We start from the raw sequence: 15,223 nt of genomic DNA on the forward strand, positions 1-15,223 counted from the left end.
CCTTCCCATCGAGGGGAGCTAGAAGAGCGCGGCGCCCTACCTCCCCCAATGGGGAGGTCGGCGCGAAGCGCCGGGTGGGGTGATGGCGCCGGAAACAGGTCAGGCCTTGCCGCCCTTGATATAGTCGATGAACGCCCGCAGCGGGGCCGGAACCAGGCGCCGGCCGGGATAATAGAGAAACGGTCCGGGAAAACTCTGCCACCACGGTTCGAGCACGGGCTCAAGAGCGCCGCTGTCGAAGTAAGGGCGCAGCCAGCCCTCGAACAGGCCGATGATGCCGGTGCCGGCAATAGCCGCGTCGACGGCAAGATCCGTCGCCCCGCCGATCCGCACGATCAAGGGGCCTGTCGGATCGACCCGCACCACCTCGCCGTCTCGCTCGAATTCCCACGGCAGCATCGCACCGCTGGCAAAGCGCCCACGCACGCAGGAGTGGCCAAGCAGGTCGCTCGGGTGTTGCGGGCGGCCATGGCGATCAAGATAGGCAGGGCTGGCGGCCGTGGCGAAACGCTGCACGCGCGGTCCGATCGGCACCGCGATCATGTCCTGCTCCAGCCGCTCGTCATAGCGGATGCCGGCATCGCAGCCGGCCGCCAGCACGTCGACGAAGTTCTCGTCGGCGATCACCTCCAGCCGGATACCGGGATAGGCGGCGAGGAAACCCGGCACGATATCGGGCAATATCAGCCGCGCAGCACTGACCGGCACGTTGAGACGCAACGAGCCAGCCGGCCTGTCGCGAAAGCCGTTCACCACGTCCAGCGCCGCCTCCACCTCCGACAGCGCAGGGCCGAGCCGCTCCAGCAGGCTGAGGCCCGCCTCGGTCGGGACAACGCTGCGCGTCGTGCGGTTGAACAACCTGACACCGAGCTGCACTTCCAGGCGACGCACCGCCTCACTCAGGCCGGAGGCGCTGCCGCCGCTCGCACGCGCGCCGTCGCGAAAGCCGCCGGCGCGCGCCACCGCCACGAAAGCATTCAGATCGCTGAGGTCCATCATTGTTCGCCATTCCGCACGGCCTGTGTGGATTGTACCGGATTATCACGAGGTTGGGCAGCGCCTATCTCTGCCTCCTCATAGGAGATCAATCATGTACAACATCCAACAATCCGGCACCTTCGCCCCCGCCGCCTTCAAGCTTGGCAGCCGCACCGTGAAGCGGCTCGGCTACGGTGCCATGCAACTCGCGGGACCCGGCGTGTTCGGGCCGCCCAAGGATCATGACGCGGCATTGGCCGTGCTGCGCGAGGCGATTGCGCAAGGCGTCGACCATATCGACACCAGCGACTTCTACGGTCCGCACGTCACCAACCGGCTGATCCGCGAGGCGCTGGCGCCCTACCCCCAAGATCTCGTCATCGTCACCAAGATCGGTGCCCGGCGCGGCGCGGATGGATCGTGGCTGCCGGCCTTTTCCGCGGAAGAGCTCACCCAGGCGGTACACGACAATCTCAGCAATCTCGGGCTCGAGGTGCTCGATGTCGTCAACCTACGCATCATGTTCGATACCCATGGCCCCGCCGAGGGATCGATCGAAGCGCCGCTCACCGTGCTGGCCGAGCTCCAACAACAGGGTCTGGTCAGGCACATCGGGCTGAGCAACGTGACGCCGGCGCAGATCGCGCAAGGACGGGGGATCGCCGAGATCATCTGCGTGCAGAACCAGTACAATCTGGCGCATCGCGGCGACGATGCCCTGATCGACGATCTTGCCCGCGATGGCATCGCCTATGTGCCGTTCTTCCCGCTCGGCGGCTTCAACCCGCTGCAATCCTCCACCCTGTCGGAAATCGCGGCGCGCCTCGGCGCCACGCCAATGCAGGTCGCGCTCGCCTGGCTGCTGCGCCGCGCGCCCAACATCCTGCTGATCCCCGGCACATCGTCGGTCGGGCATCTCAGGGAGAACCTCGCTGCGGCTGAACTGGAATTGCCACAGGATGCGCTCAGCGAACTGGACGGCGTGGCGCTAGCGGCTTGAAGCTAACCAATCTCCCCCCTCGTGAGGGAGATTGGCAGCGTCAGCCGCCGCTTAATTGATGCTAGCCGTATTCGCCGGCTCAACCGGCCGCGCCTCGTCGGCATAAGGCACGCGAAAACCATTCGCGGCCAGCCAGTCGATTGCCGCCTTCGGCTCGTCGGTCTGGATGATGGTGGCGCCGCGATCGGCCCAGAAACCCCAGCTTTCGCGCGGCAGGCTGGCCTGCACCGCCAGTTCGTCGCCGCGGCCGCCGGCGAGGAAGCCGCCCGGTTTGTTGGCGATGGCGTAGGTGTCGGCCCAGATGTGCCAGTTGCCCCTCACAGCGGCCGCGCGCATGCGCGTGCTGAACAGCGGCCCGCCCGTCTCGGTCAGCGTCTCGGCGCCTGCCCGCCAGTTGATCAACTCGATCGCGCGCGGCGAGAAGGCGCGGTCGACCGTCCCGGCGAAACCGGCGTCATGCACCGCGTCATCGGCGATGATCGGCATGAACTGGAAGCCGCCGCCAATGGTCTCCATGGCGGCCTTGACCGTGGAAATCCGTTGTGAATTCCACAGGTTCTCCTTGACGATGACCTGTTCGGCCATGCCGAGATCGCGAGCGACCGCAATCATGCCCGGGAGGGCGCCGACGTCGAGCTTGTTGTCGAGGTTGATGAGGATCCGGTCTCTGGTCGCCATCAGCATCTCGCGCAGCGTCGAGACTGTTTCACCTCTCGCCGCACCGGTGCCTTCGACCACCAGCCGGCATGTCTTCAGTTCGGCCAGCGTGTATTTGACCACCTCGCCCTTGCAGGTCGTGGTGCGGTCGAGCCAGCTGTCATGCATGACCACGAACTCGCCGTCCTTCGAGCGCCTGATGTCGACCTCGACGATTTCGGCGCCCATGGCGATCGAGCCCTCCACGGCGGCAATCGAATTTTCCGCGTAGAGCGTCTTGCCGGCCTGCATGCTGCCGGCGCGATGCGCAGCCACCATGACGTGATCGCGCCATTGGTTGGCATGCTCGAAGCGGTCGAGCATCTGTCTGGCGCGGGTCTCGCCGGCCAAGGCCTGGCCAGAGGCGGCTGCCACGGCCGTGTAAAGCAGAAAACTCAGCCAGATGGTCCGCATCGAGAATCGCTCCTTGCCGGATCGACACCCGGATAGGCGACGCCCGTGACATCTGGGTGAACGAAGCCGGCTAGCGGAATACTCGCAGCAGGTGCGTCAGATGCGTTTCGAGAGCCTGCGGAACCACGCCATGGCCGGCATCTCGACAAAACGCCAGGTGATCCAGGAGGCGGCAATGGTAGCGGCGAGCATGACGACGATCGCCACCGCCCCCGTCCAGCCGGCACCGAAGCCGGTGGCAGGCTGGCCGCGCAGCATGAAGTCGCCGATCAGGCCAAGGCCGAGCTTGCGCTCGACGAGCCCCGCGACGTTGATCAGGCGCGCCTGGACGAAGATGTGGACCATGTAGATCGAATAGGACAGCGCGCCGAGCGTCAGCATGAACGGGGCTCTGAGCAAGGCGCTGATCCAGCCACCCTCATGGGCGAACAGAAACAGCGCCAGCGCGAACACCAGGGGTGCCGCGATGCCGAAGTCATTGTCGCCCGCCAGCGAAACGAAAAGCACGATGACGGCCACCATGACGATTTCGGCAAGGGTCCAGTCCATGCGCGGGCCGCCCCTGGCGAGAGTCTGTCGCGCCCCTGCAATGGAATCATGCTGAAACCAGGCCAGCAAGGCGCCGAGCGAGAAGCCGTACAGGCAACGGATGAAGCCGAAATCGAAGGACACATCCATATGATGGGTCGAGAAGCCGAGCAGGAACAGCGGCGCGGTGACGGCGGCCGCGACGAACCATATCCAGGCGCGCGCGCCGGCGACGAAGACCACGCCGGCAAACAGGAGATAGGCGAAGAACTCGGCTGAAATGCTCCAGCTCGGCGCATTCCAGGTCAATTGATCCTCGAAGCCGACACCCTGCAGCAGAAGGAGATTGGCAAGCAGGCTGTTGAGGTCGAAGCCGCCGGTGAAGGGGGCAGCCCCCGTGCCGTGCAATTGCGGCAGCATCAGCCGCAGCAGCTCGAAACCGGCGAAGGCGGCAAGCATGAGCAGATGCAGCGGGTAGATGCGGCCGAAACGGACCAGGGCGAAACGCGCGACCTGTCCCGGTTGGTTGAGCCGATCGCCGTAGCTGCTGGCGATGACGAAGCCGGAAAGGACGAAGAAGAAATCGACGAACAGGTAAGACGAACCGATGAAGGCGCTTTGCGAAATCGTCGAACCGGTAGGAAAGTGAAACAGCGCCACCAGAAGCGCGCAGATGCCGCGCCACGAATCGAGGACCAGGAAGCGTTCGCCGGCGACCGTGCCGGTGTGGGTCGACGCCGCGGCACGGGTGGGGTTGAGAAACGCGGTCTGCGTCATGATGATACAATCCTGTCTTGCCGTGGCACTCGGGCAGCGCCATTCCGTCTCGCCAAGCTATGACTGGCATCTTCCGTGCCGGTTCTGTAGTTGTTGCAACCCGATGAAAAACGAGGATCCGTAATGGCGAACCACACCATCGACAACGCCTTCACCGCCCGTTCCAAAACGGGCGCCGCGTTCGAGCCGACCTATTCCGGCGCGCTGTCGTTCATGCGGCGCAAATACACCAAGGACGTGAAGGGCGCGGATGCGGTGGTGTGGGGTATTCCCTTCGATGCCGCCGTCACCAACCGGCCTGGCGCCCGCTTCGGGCCGCAGGCGATCCGCCGTGCCTCGGCGATCCTCGACAACGACCCGCAATATCCCTTTTCACGCGATCTGTTCGAGCATCTGGCGGTCGTCGATTACGGCGATTGCCTGCTCGATTCGGGCAACCATCAGAAGACGCCCGGCACGATCGAGCGCGAAGCGGCGAAGATCCTCAAATCAGGCGCCTTCCTGTTGACGCTCGGCGGCGATCATTTCGTCACCTGGCCACTGCTCAAGGCGCATGCCGCCATCCATGGTCCGCTCGCTTTGGTGCAGTTCGACGCCCACCAGGACACCTGGCCGGACGACGGCAAGCGCATCGACCACGGCTCCTTCGTCGGTCGCGCCGTCAAGGAAGGCATCATCGATCCCGACCGGTCGATCCAGATCGGCATCCGCACCCATGCGCCCGACACGTTCGGCATTAAGATCCTCCATGGTCATGAAATCGAGGAGATGCGGGCGTCCGACATTGCCTACGCCATTGTCGACCGCACCGGCGGCAAGAAGACCTATCTCACCTTCGACATCGACTGCCTCGATCCGGCCTATGCGCCCGGCACAGGCACGCCGGTTGCCGGCGGGCCGTCCTCGGCCAAGATCCTGTCGACGCTGCGCCAGCTCAACCAGATCGATATTGTCGGCGCCGATGTCGTAGAGGTTGCGCCGGCCTATGATCACGCCGATATAACGGCAATCGCCGGCTCGATGGTGGCCATGCAGTATCTCGGTCTGCTTGCTGAACGGAAAGCCCGGCTTGAAGAGCTGAACAACGGCAATCACAATGGTGCCGCAGTGATTCAAGGCCAGGGCATACAGTCTTGAAAACTCAGGGAATTTGAACAACCCATGAAACCGAAAATCTTCATCGACGGCGAACACGGCACCACCGGCCTGCAGATCAGGGCGCTGCTTGCCGAGCGCGGTGATCTGGAGATCATTTCCATCCCCACCGAGCGTCGCAAGGAAACGGCGGCACGTGCCGAGTTCCTCAATGCCGCCGATGTCGCTATCCTGTGCCTGCCCGACGACGCGGCGAAGGAAAGCGTCTCGCTGATCGCCAACGACACCACCAGGGTCATCGATGCGTCGACCGCGCATCGCGTGGCGGAGGGCTGGGCGTATGGTTTCGCCGAGATGGACAAGGACCAGGCAAAGGCGATTGCCTCGGCAAAGCGCGTCGCCAACCCAGGCTGCTGGCCGCAGGGACCGATCGCGACGCTGCGGCCGCTGGTCACAGCAGGCCTGCTGCCGGCGGATTTTCCGATCACCGTCAACGGCATTTCGGGCTATTCGGGCGGCGGACGGCCGATGATCGAGGACTACGTCGCCAAGGGCGAGGACGCCTCGGAATTCCTGCCTTACGGCCTCACCCTGCAGCACAAGCACGTGCCGGAATTGAGGGCCTATGCAAGGCTGTCGCATGATCCGATCATGCAGCCGGCGGTCGGCAATTTCGCGCAAGGCATGATCACCGTGGTGCCATTGCAACTCGGCGGCCTCGACCATGTGCCGACCGGTGCGGAGCTGCATGCGGCGATTGCCGACCATTTCGCCGCCATCAAGGGCGGTGTGGTCGAGGTGGCGCCCTATGCGCATTCGGAGCGCATGCCGGAGATCGATCCGGAGATCTACAACGGCACCAACCGGATGAAGGTCTATGTCTTCGCCAACGACAAACGGGCGCAGGCCCTGCTGCTGGCGGTCTACGACAATCTCGGCAAGGGCGCCTCGGGTGCCGCCGTCCAGAACATGGATCTGATGCTCGGCCTCTGATGGACACGCCAGCCTTTCCGGCGCGCTGGAAAGTCAGCGCGCCCGAACTCATTGCCGAGACCTTTTCGAGCCGCATCTGGAAGGTTTTGCGCGAAGACGGATCGCCGGCGATCGTCAAGGCGCTGAAGCCTTTCGATGACGTCGCCGACGAGTTGCGCGGAGAGCACTATCTCGCCTGGCGGCGCGGCGAAGGCGCGGTGCGTCTGCTCGGCCGCGACGGCCACAGCATGCTGCTCGAATATGCCGGTGAAACCCTGCTGCAGCAGGTTCTCGACGAACAGGGCGACTTTGCCGCGACCGCAATCGCGGCGGAGCTGATGGCAAAACTGTTTTCACGGGGGAAAGCCCCCTACCCGCCCGAGCTTCAGCCGCTCCGGGAACGCTTCGCCAGCCTGTTCGACAAGGCGAATACCGATCGCGACGCCGGCCTTGACAGCCTCTATGTCGAGGCAGCCGTCATCGCCGAGCGGCTGCTGGCCGATCCGCACGACATCAGGCCCCTGCATGGCGATCTGCATCACGAAAACATCCTGCACGGGCCGCGCGGCTGGCTGGCGATCGATCCGAAGGGCGTGCTCGGCGATCCCGGCTTCGACGCGGCGAACATGTTCTACAACCCGCTCGACCGGGACGATCTCTGCCTCGATCCGAAGCGGATCGCTGATATGGCCGAGATCTTTGCCAGAACACTGAGCCAGACACCGACCGCTATCCTCGATCATGCCATTGCCTATGGATGCCTGTCGGCGTCCTGGCATCACGAGGACGACAATGCGGTCGAGGAGAATCGCGAAATGTCGATCGTCAAGGCGATCCGGGCGGTGCGGGCAAGCTTCTGATCCGACCCAGTAGATCGGCTCGGGATCAGCCCCTGAGCGCTATTCCCGTCGGCAAGGGATAGGCGCCCTTGGTGCCGCGCCAATGGGCTGCTGCAAAGCCCAGCACGATCAGCGCAAATCCCTGATGGGTCAGCGCCATATGCAACGGCACATGCATGAGCAGCGTGCCGACGCCGATCGAGGCCTGCACCAGCACCAGTAGAAACAGCAGCGTCGCGCGGCGCGCATGCGTCGAGCCTGGCAGCCGCCGGCGCGTGGCGATCATGTGCCACAAGGCCACGACGAATACCGTGTAAGCGCCAAGCCGATGGACGAACTGCACCGTCTTCGGGCTCTCGAAGAAGTTGCGCCATGCCGGCTCGAGGATCAGCAGATCGCCGGGAATGATCTTGCCGTCCATCAGCGGCCAGGTGTTGTAGCTCAGGCCCGCATCGAGCCCGGCGACCAGGCCGCCGAGATAGATCTGGATCAGCGCCAGCAGCACGATGAAGCCGGCCAGCCTCTGCGTCGACCTATCGGCGGCAGGCTCGGAATGCGGCGCCAACCCGCGCGCGACCACCATGGTGGCGGTGAAGATCAGTGCGGCAAGGGTCAGGTGGGTCGCCAGCCGGTACTGGCTGACGGAGACCCGGTCGACCAGGCCAGAGGCCACCATCCACCAGCCGATGGCGCCTTGCAGGCCGCCAAGCAGCAGAATGCCCACGAGTTTCCGACCCAGGCCGCGCTCGATGCGGCGCGTCGCCCAGAAGAACAGCAGCGGCAAGGCGAAGACCAGGCCGACGCTGCGCGCCAGGATGCGATGCGCCCATTCCCACCAGAAGATCGATTTGAACGCTTCGATGCCCATGCCCTTGTTGAGCTCGGCATATTGCGGGATCTGCTGGTAGAGCTGGAATTCCTCTTGCCACTCGGCATCGTTGAGCGGCGGGATCACGCCATGGATCGGCTTCCACTGCGTAATCGACAGGCCGGAATCGGTGAGCCTGGTGGCGCCGCCGACCAGCACCAGCGCAAACAGCACCAGAAGCACCACATAGAGCCAGGCGCGCAGCAGCGCCCGGTTATGCAGGTCGCGGTCGCGGGCGACGTATGGCGCGGCAGCTGATATGGCAGCCATGATCTTGTCCCGGCAGGTTGATTTGGCGGATTGGTGGACCATCGCACCCGTGCTGGCAAGACCATCCGGCGCGGCACGCCGTCGCGCCGCGTCTCACCGGTTGCGCAGTCTCGCCTCAAGGCCTATGCGAGGCCGTTACCCCTTGAGCCTGCCAGGCCGCCTGTGCAAATTCCGGCATGCTCGATCAGGAGACCAACCATGCCCCTGCGCCTGAAAAAGCTGATCGGAATGTTTCTGCTGGTGGCGCTGGTCATCATCTATGCGCTGGTCGCATCGATCTTCGCGGTCGCCCGGCTGTCGGAGTCGGGTCCGTGGGTGCATTTCCTGTTCTTCCTGCTCAGCGGCCTGCTCTGGGTGCTGCCGGCAATGGGCATCATCAAATGGCTGATGCTGGAGCCGAGGGCCAAGCGCTAGGCGAAACCGCCAGCGTCAGATGGTGACGACCATCTTGCCGGCATTGGCGAGCGGCGTCGTCACGCCCGACAGCATGGTGCGAATATGGGCGAGGCTCTGATAGCGGCCGTTGACGGAAATCCGCGGCAAAGCATGCAGGAACCCGGCATGTTCGGCGCGCAGCACGCCGTGGCGCGTCGTCACGGCAGAGGTGTAGCCTGCGTCACGGGCAAAGCCGACTTCGCGACAGCCTACGGCACTCGCATAGCCATAGGGGTAAGCGAAATGGCGGGGCTCTTCGCCCAGTTCGGCCAGCAACATGGCGCGCACGGCGCCGATCTCGTGCCGGGCATCGGCTTCGGAGAGCCGCTTCAGATTGCTGTGGTTGATCGTATGGGCGCCGATCGTCACCAGCGGATGCGCGGCGATGCGGCGGATTTCGTCCCAGTTCATCAATGTGCGCAGGCGCGGACCGTCGGCGTCGATGCCATTTGCGCGAGCCAGATCGCGCAACACCGCCTGCAGGTCCTTCTCGCGGATTTCGGAGGTGAGATAGGCGTGCAGGCGTGCATTGGCCTGCAGCTTCTTCGCGGGGGTCGAGCAATCGATCGTCAGCGGACCCTTCGGCCGCGTCAGCGTCAAGGTATCGCGCGCGTTGACGATGTCCTCGACAACGTCCCACCACAGGTCGGCTGTGCCGTTGATCAGCCCGGGCGCGACATAGATGGTGATCGGCGCGCCGTGCTTCTCCAGCACCGGCAGCGCCTCGACCATATTGTCGCGATAGGCATCGTCGGCGGTGATCGTGGCAAACTGACCGCCTTTGCCGCCCGCCTTGATGCGCTCGACGGCTTCGTCCATGGAGACGAAGGCATAGCCATGCGCCTTCATGTCGGCGATCATGGCATCGAGGAACCCGGGCGCGATATTCAGATGCCGGTTGACGCCGTCCGGCTTTTCCGGCGTCGCGGTAACACGGTGCAGCATCAGGATGGCGCCAATGCCGCCGATGAACGGCTTGGCCAGCGGTGCAAGGCCGGTATAGCGGGCGACGTTCAGCGCCAGTTTCCGGATTGCCTCCCCGCCGTCGATCATTCATTCACCTTTTGCGCCTAGGCTGATCCAAGCACGGAATGCGCCTATGCGAACCCCCAAATCGCGACCAATACGCCCTAAGGATTGAGGTATGGTTGACGCAACTGCGTCATTTGACGGCAATCGGCTTGCGGCGACCGAGGCATCGTCGCGCGCCTTGCCACGGGACCGTGCCGGCCTGTCGATCTCGGTGGCGTCCACGGACGGACTGGCGGCCTATGCCGAGTTCTGCCGCTCGGCTCTGTTTGGTCCGGCGCAGGGTGCTGCCTGGATCCTGAACTGGGCGGCCGAGACACGACCGGACCTGCTCGTCGCGACGCTGAGTGCCGAGGGCAAACCGGTTTTTTCGCTGGCGCTGGAGATTGCCTCGAAGGGGCCGTTCCGGATCGCCCGCTTCATGGGTGGGCGCCACGCCAACGGCAACTTCGTCGCCGCGGACCCGAACTGGCTGGCCAAGGTGGATATGCCGGCCCTCCGATCGGTGCTGGCGGCCATCGCCGAGGCACGCCCGGACATCGATCTGGTCGCGCTCGAGCGGTTGCTGCCCGATCTCGACGGCGTCGCCAATCCGCTCGCATCGCTTGACCATTTTTCCAGCCCGAATCTGTCGCTGGCCGTCGATCTCGCCGGCGGCTTCGATGCGCTGCTTTCTCGCGCCAGCGGCAAACGCAAACGCAAGAAGCACCGGTCGCAGATCCGGAAATTCGAGACCGTCGGCAGCCACCGGCGCATCGAGGCCGGCACCCCGGACGAGGTCGACAGGCTGCTCGACGCCTTCTTCGAGATGAAGGAACTCCGCTTCCGCAAGATGGGCATCGCCAACGTCTTCGGCGACGCGCAGGTGCGCGGCTTCTTCCGCGCGCTGTTTTCGCAAGCACTTAGCGAGGACAAGCCTTCCTTCGTGCTGCACGGGCTCGAGGTTGCCGGCAAGCTGCGCGCCATTACCGGTTCAAGCCGCTCGGGCAAACGCCTGATCTGCGAATTCGGAGCGATCGCCGAGGACGATCTCGGGCACGCCAGCCCCGGCGACTTCCTGTTCTTCGACAACATCCAGGAAGCCTGCGAGACCGGTTTCGAGGTCTATGACTTTTCGGTAGGAGATGAGCCTTACAAGCGGCTGTGGTGCGATATCGAAACGCGGCATTTCGAAGTGCTGGTCCCCTTGACCGTGAAGGGCCGCATGCTGGCGCTGACGCTTCGGCAAGGCGCGCGGCTGAAAGCCTTCGTCAAGAACAGCCCGACGATCTGGAAGCTGACCAAGGTACTGCGCCGCAAAGCCGCCGGCCAGGCGGCGCCCTCGGAAGAAGATAGCTAACGCAATGACGCCGATCATCCGCACACTGTCCCTGCAGGAACTGGCGCTTCTCGTCGACTGGGCGGCCGCGGAAGGCTGGAACCCAGGTCTTGACGACCCGGCGATGCTCCAGGCGGCGGACCCCGAAGGCTTCATCGGCGCCTTTGTCGGCGACGACATGGTCGCGGCAATTTCGGCCGTGGCCTATGGCAGCGAATTCGGCTTCATCGGCCTCTACATCTCCCGGCCTGACATGCGCGGCATGGGCTACGGCAAGACGGTGTGGGACGCCGGCATGAAAAGGCTTGCAGGCCGGACCGTCGGCCTTGACGGCGTCGCCGAGCAGCAGGCCAATTACCGGCGCAAGGGCTTCGCGCCGGCCTACGAGACCATCCGCTTCACCGGGCGCAAGGCAGGCCCGACGGCCAGGGCCGATGGGTTGCGGACGATTACAACGCAACTCCTATCCGATGTCGTCGCCTATGACGCCCATTGTTTTCCGGCGCCGCGGCGGGCCTTCCTGCAGCGATGGCTGCAGGAACCGCATCATGGGTTGGCGGCAATCGGTTCGCGCGGCGTGACCGGCTTTGGCGTGGCGCGCCGGTGTCGATCCGGCTTCAAGATCGGCCCGCTGTTTGCCGACGACATGGAAATCGCTTTGCAACTCCTGGAGGGACTGGCCGGTGCCTGTGAGGGCGGCGAGCTGCATATCGACGTCCCCGCCGATAACACCGGTTTCATAACTGCGCTCGATGCGGCCGGCTTTGCGCCGACCTTCACCACCACGCGCATGTACAAGGGGCCTGCCCCGGAACTGGACCTGCAAAGGGTGTTCGGCGTAACGACCCTGGAACTGGGCTAGATCGGGCGAACCGCTGAACGGCTCCGCCAGGCGATCCGCGGCTCTCTCAGGCGGCGGCAGTGCGCCGTCCCGGCACCGGATTGCCGGGCGGTTCGTGGCCGAGCGGCGTCACCAGCGTCAGGTCGGGATAGCCGTTCTCGATCAGTTTGACGGCAGCTTGCGTCACCTCGTCGTCGGCCTCCAGCATGGAGAGAAAAACCTCGGTGGCGTCGCCGGTCAGACGGCCGATGCCCTGCGCGTCGGCTGGTCCGCATTCGACCACGACCAGATCATAAGCCGTTGTCAGCGATTGCATGATGATCGGCAGCCGGTCGGCGGCGCGCATGGCGCGGACCGGATCGGCGGTTCCGACCGGAATGACGTGACAGTCCGAGTAGAGATCGGCATGGATGACGTCACTGAACTGCGCTTCCGAAGCGAGCAGGTTGGTGATGCCGGGAAAAAGTCCGCTGTCCAGCATCGGCCGCGAGGCGGCCCCCGACGCGGTGAGGTCCAGCAACAGCACGCGCAGCCCGGCGTCGGCGACTTCGCGCGCCACCAGGATCGCCGATGCAGCCGCCTCGTCGCCTTCCGGCGAGACGAATATGGCGCGCGCCGCACCGCTGGCGATCAGCTTTTCGGCAGCCCTTTCGATATCGATCTCGCCCAGGGTGGAACGCGCCGGTTCGGGCTCGACAACCGTTTGCTCTGTCGCCGCCGTAGCGGGCATTGCGACCACATCCGGCGCCTCGGCCATGGCCGGCATCGCAGCGGCAAAAGGCTCCGCATCGGCTTCATGCGCAGGTTCAGGCAGTTCCTGGTGAATGACGGCTTCCTGGAAGACGGCAGTCTCGGGGCGGACAAATGGCTTGGCGGCCGGCGTCTGCGCCACATGGGGCATCGCCACCTCATCGATCCGTTCGAAACGGGAACCGCTCGCCGGCCGCATCGCGCGGCCTGAGAACAGCTCCCGCAGAAGCGTCACGATGGCCATGATCAGCAGCGATGCGGCGAAAGCCGCGCCGACGATCGGCCCCACCTTCGGGAAATAGGCCTCGGAGGGAACCGACGCCTTCGAGGCGATCCGGGCGTCGACCGGCAGATAGTTGCGGTCCTGGCGCGAAGCGGCTTCGCGGTAGTTGGTCAGGTAGAGTTCGAGTTGCTGCCGCTTGGCGGTCGCGTCGCGCTGCAGTGCGTCGAGGTCGACCTGTTGTTCGCCGGCCTGCGCCGAAGCGGCTTTCAATGTATTGACGTCGGCGACGAGCTGGTTCTCGCGGGCCTTTGCCGTCTCGGCCTGCATCAACAGGCCTTTCATGATCTTCTGGGCCTCGCTGCGGATCTGCGCGTCGAGATCGGACAGTTGCGATTTCAGCGCGCGAATGCGCGGATGATTGCCAAGCAGCGTCGTCGACAGATCGGCGATGTTGGAGCGCAATTCGACCTGTCGCTCACGCAAGCGCTGGATCAGGTCTGACGACAGAACCTCCGGCACGGCGTCCAGCGAACCGCCATTCTGCAGCGCCCTGCGCACACCGTCGGCGGTCGCTTCGGCCGCAGCACGGTTGGCGCGCACTTTCGACAGTTCGCTCGACAGTTCCGAAAGCTGCTGGGTGGCCAGCACCGAATTGTTGCCACCCATCAGAAGATCGGACTGGGCGCGATAGGCGGCGACCTTCGCCTCCGCATCCTTGACCTGCCGCTGCAGGTCGGCGATCTCGGGCGCCAGGAAGTCTGCCGCGGCGCTGTTCGATTCGAGCTTTGCCGCCCCTTGCCCCGCTATATAGGCGGCAGCGATGGCGTCCGGTATGGCGGCCGCGAGCTTGGGATCTTCCGATGAGAACTCGACGGCAATGATGCGGGTCTTCTCGACGCCGTAGACGTTGAGCTTCTCGTGCATTTTCTTGAGCACGCGCTCTTCCGTCGGAATTTCCATCGGGTCGCTTTTCAGGCCGACCAGGACCAGAGCGCGGCTCAGCGCCGACATGTCGAGCGCTTCATTGAACTCGGGCAGTTTTTCCAGCCCAAGCGTTTGCGAGACCTGCTTGAGGATTTCGTTGGAGGAAATGATCTGGACCTGGGTGGCGACGCCCTGCTCGTCGAGAATAGGCTTGTCGGTGTCGTTGTTGTTGCTGGCCGGCCGCGTGTAGATGGATTCGCGCGGCGCGATCTCCACCTGCGTCTCGGCCTTGTAGTGCCGGGTTGCCAGCGAGGCGAAAGCAAAGGCCAGCCCGGTCGCCAACAGGACGACGAGGCCTATACGCAGCCAATTCCTCGCCAGGCTGGCGAAGAGCTGCCTGAGATCGACATCGACATCTGCGGCCGCGGACTGAACGGACATGCATCCCTACTCCGATACTGGGTCAGCACGCACCGTAAACAACTATGGTAACTCAGCCGTTAAGATCGCGGTAAGTTTTCGTTAGGGTTTACTGGCGGGCGACAAACAAAACCGCCAGAAATCGCAAAAACTCTTGCCGATGCGCCACGTGTCGGCCGCTCCCTTTACCGGCCATTAACCCTAACAGGATGATAACGGGCCTCGATCCCTGATGTTTGCTGCGACGCCGCAGCGGCCCAGTCGAAGGTACTTGTCCGGTCATGAAAAGCACTGCTTCCCTGTTTCGCGCGCTGCTTGCCGTATCGATGCTGGCTGGCTGTTCCAGCTACCGGCCGACGCCGGCCGCCTTCCATGAGGTGCTCGATCAGCCCTACCGTCTTGGCGCCGGCGATCGCGTCCGCGTCACCGTGTTCGAGCAGGACGGGCTGACCAACACCTACAGCGTCGATCAATCCGGCTATCTCTCCTTCCCGCTTGTCGGCGCCATACCGGCGCGCGGCCACACCGCGCAGCAGATGGAAAAGGAGATCGCCGACAAATTGCGGCAAGGCTATCTGCGCGATCCCGACGTTTCGGTCGAGATCGACCGCTACCGGCCGATCTTCGTCATGGGCGAAGTGGGTGCCGCCGGCCAATACTCTTACGTCCCCGGCCTGACGGTGCAGAAGGCAATCGCCATTGCCGGCGGCTTCACGCCGCGCGCCAACCAGGAAAGCGTCGACATCACCCGCGACATCAACGGCAAGGTGATGACCGGCCGCGTGGTCACCTCCGACCCGCTGCTGCCGGGCGATACGGTCTACGTCCGCGAACGCCTGTTCTGAC

The 15,223-nt window shown here is 64.3% G+C and carries 14 protein-coding genes; 8 read left to right on the plus strand and 6 right to left on the minus strand.

Features of this window, described 5'->3' with window-relative positions; genetic code table 11:
* Positions 1-99 precede the first annotated feature (99 nt).
* A complete protein-coding gene (locus tag A9K65_RS24500) occupies positions 100-999 on the minus strand; it encodes a LysR family transcriptional regulator (protein ID WP_013532207.1) in 900 nt (299 codons plus the stop codon).
* A 91-nt stretch (positions 1,000-1,090) separates the two neighbouring features.
* On the opposite strand from A9K65_RS24500, the gene A9K65_RS24505 reads away from it, so the two are divergent.
* The gene (locus A9K65_RS24505; protein ID WP_064995430.1) at positions 1,091-1,978 is read left to right on the plus strand and encodes an aldo/keto reductase family oxidoreductase; all 888 of its coding nucleotides are present in this window, start codon (positions 1,091-1,093) and stop codon (positions 1,976-1,978) included.
* Between the two features lie 51 nt (positions 1,979-2,029).
* Here the strand turns inward: A9K65_RS24505 and A9K65_RS24510 are convergent, their stop codons facing one another.
* Entirely contained in the window at positions 2,030-3,088 is a 1,059-nt protein-coding gene (locus tag A9K65_RS24510; RefSeq protein WP_064995431.1) for a glycerophosphodiester phosphodiesterase family protein, read from the minus strand.
* Between the two features lie 96 nt (positions 3,089-3,184).
* On the minus strand, positions 3,185-4,393 hold the full coding sequence (locus A9K65_RS24515; RefSeq protein WP_064995432.1) for an acyltransferase: 1,209 nt from the start codon (positions 4,391-4,393) through the stop codon (positions 3,185-3,187).
* A 123-nt stretch (positions 4,394-4,516) separates the two neighbouring features.
* On the opposite strand from A9K65_RS24515, the gene speB reads away from it, so the two are divergent.
* From speB to A9K65_RS24530, 3 genes are read left to right on the plus strand one after another with little or no spacing between them, the layout of a single operon-like run.
* Positions 4,517-5,530: an agmatinase gene (gene speB, locus A9K65_RS24520; protein WP_064995433.1), complete on the plus strand. Its 1,014-nt coding sequence runs from the start codon at positions 4,517-4,519 to the stop codon at positions 5,528-5,530.
* A 24-nt stretch (positions 5,531-5,554) separates the two neighbouring features.
* Positions 5,555-6,481 (plus strand): N-acetyl-gamma-glutamyl-phosphate reductase, encoded by a 927-nt coding sequence (gene argC, locus A9K65_RS24525; RefSeq protein ID WP_013532212.1) that lies wholly within the window; start codon positions 5,555-5,557, stop codon positions 6,479-6,481.
* A complete protein-coding gene (locus tag A9K65_RS24530) occupies positions 6,478-7,320 on the plus strand; it encodes an aminoglycoside phosphotransferase family protein (protein WP_198327658.1) in 843 nt (280 codons plus the stop codon). Before argC ends, A9K65_RS24530 begins: the two co-directional genes overlap by 4 nt.
* A gap of 25 nt (positions 7,321-7,345) precedes the next feature.
* On the opposite strand, the gene A9K65_RS24535 is transcribed toward A9K65_RS24530, so the two are convergent.
* A complete protein-coding gene (locus tag A9K65_RS24535) occupies positions 7,346-8,437 on the minus strand; it encodes a COX15/CtaA family protein (RefSeq protein WP_082826667.1) in 1,092 nt (363 codons plus the stop codon).
* Positions 8,438-8,635: 198 nt separating this feature from the next.
* Between A9K65_RS24535 and A9K65_RS24540 the strand changes: the two genes are divergently transcribed.
* Positions 8,636-8,851 carry a DUF2842 domain-containing protein gene (locus A9K65_RS24540; protein ID WP_013532215.1) on the plus strand — a complete coding sequence of 72 codons (216 nt, stop codon included), beginning with the start codon at positions 8,636-8,638 and terminating at the stop codon, positions 8,849-8,851.
* Between the two features lie 15 nt (positions 8,852-8,866).
* Here the strand turns inward: A9K65_RS24540 and A9K65_RS24545 are convergent, their stop codons facing one another.
* The gene (locus A9K65_RS24545) at positions 8,867-9,925 is read right to left on the minus strand and encodes a polysaccharide deacetylase family protein (protein WP_064995435.1); all 1,059 of its coding nucleotides are present in this window, start codon (positions 9,923-9,925) and stop codon (positions 8,867-8,869) included.
* 91 nt (positions 9,926-10,016) lie between these two features.
* On the opposite strand from A9K65_RS24545, the gene A9K65_RS24550 reads away from it, so the two are divergent.
* Complete coding sequence (locus A9K65_RS24550; protein WP_064995436.1) at positions 10,017-11,240, plus strand: GNAT family N-acetyltransferase; 1,224 nt, start codon at positions 10,017-10,019, stop codon at positions 11,238-11,240.
* Between the two features lie 4 nt (positions 11,241-11,244).
* Positions 11,245-12,081 (plus strand): GNAT family N-acetyltransferase, encoded by an 837-nt coding sequence (locus A9K65_RS24555; RefSeq protein WP_064995437.1) that lies wholly within the window; start codon positions 11,245-11,247, stop codon positions 12,079-12,081.
* 46 nt (positions 12,082-12,127) lie between these two features.
* On the opposite strand, the gene A9K65_RS24560 is transcribed toward A9K65_RS24555, so the two are convergent.
* On the minus strand, positions 12,128-14,398 hold the full coding sequence (locus tag A9K65_RS24560) for an exopolysaccharide transport family protein (RefSeq protein WP_064995438.1): 2,271 nt from the start codon (positions 14,396-14,398) through the stop codon (positions 12,128-12,130).
* A 260-nt stretch (positions 14,399-14,658) separates the two neighbouring features.
* Between A9K65_RS24560 and A9K65_RS24565 the strand changes: the two genes are divergently transcribed.
* Entirely contained in the window at positions 14,659-15,222 is a 564-nt protein-coding gene (locus tag A9K65_RS24565; protein WP_013532220.1) for a polysaccharide biosynthesis/export family protein, read from the plus strand.
* Position 15,223 lies beyond the last annotated feature (1 nt).

The organism is Mesorhizobium sp. WSM1497 (assembly GCF_001672455.2).
Lineage (GTDB): Bacteria > Pseudomonadota > Alphaproteobacteria > Rhizobiales > Rhizobiaceae > Mesorhizobium > Mesorhizobium ciceri.

Bases quoted from the DNA above. Each gene is read 5' to 3' on its own strand.
- A9K65_RS24545 (WP_064995435.1), bottom strand. From the start codon at position 9,925: ATGATCGACGGCGGGGAGGCAATCCGGAAACTGGCGCTGAACGTCGCC.
- A9K65_RS24510 (WP_064995431.1), bottom strand. From the start codon at position 3,088: ATGCGGACCATCTGGCTGAGTTTTCTGCTTTACACGGCCGTGGCAGCC.
- A9K65_RS24555 (WP_064995437.1), top strand. From the start codon at position 11,245: ATGACGCCGATCATCCGCACACTGTCCCTGCAGGAACTGGCGCTTCTC.
- A9K65_RS24565 (WP_013532220.1), top strand. From the start codon at position 14,659: ATGAAAAGCACTGCTTCCCTGTTTCGCGCGCTGCTTGCCGTATCGATG.
- speB (WP_064995433.1), top strand. From the start codon at position 4,517: ATGGCGAACCACACCATCGACAACGCCTTCACCGCCCGTTCCAAAACG.
- A9K65_RS24540 (WP_013532215.1), top strand. From the start codon at position 8,636: ATGCCCCTGCGCCTGAAAAAGCTGATCGGAATGTTTCTGCTGGTGGCG.
- argC (WP_013532212.1), top strand. From the start codon at position 5,555: ATGAAACCGAAAATCTTCATCGACGGCGAACACGGCACCACCGGCCTG.
- A9K65_RS24500 (WP_013532207.1), bottom strand. From the start codon at position 999: ATGATGGACCTCAGCGATCTGAATGCTTTCGTGGCGGTGGCGCGCGCC.
- A9K65_RS24515 (WP_064995432.1), bottom strand. From the start codon at position 4,393: ATGACGCAGACCGCGTTTCTCAACCCCACCCGTGCCGCGGCGTCGACC.
- A9K65_RS24535 (WP_082826667.1), bottom strand. From the start codon at position 8,437: ATGGCTGCCATATCAGCTGCCGCGCCATACGTCGCCCGCGACCGCGAC.
- A9K65_RS24505 (WP_064995430.1), top strand. From the start codon at position 1,091: ATGTACAACATCCAACAATCCGGCACCTTCGCCCCCGCCGCCTTCAAG.
- A9K65_RS24550 (WP_064995436.1), top strand. From the start codon at position 10,017: ATGGTTGACGCAACTGCGTCATTTGACGGCAATCGGCTTGCGGCGACC.
- A9K65_RS24560 (WP_064995438.1), bottom strand. From the start codon at position 14,398: ATGTCCGTTCAGTCCGCGGCCGCAGATGTCGATGTCGATCTCAGGCAG.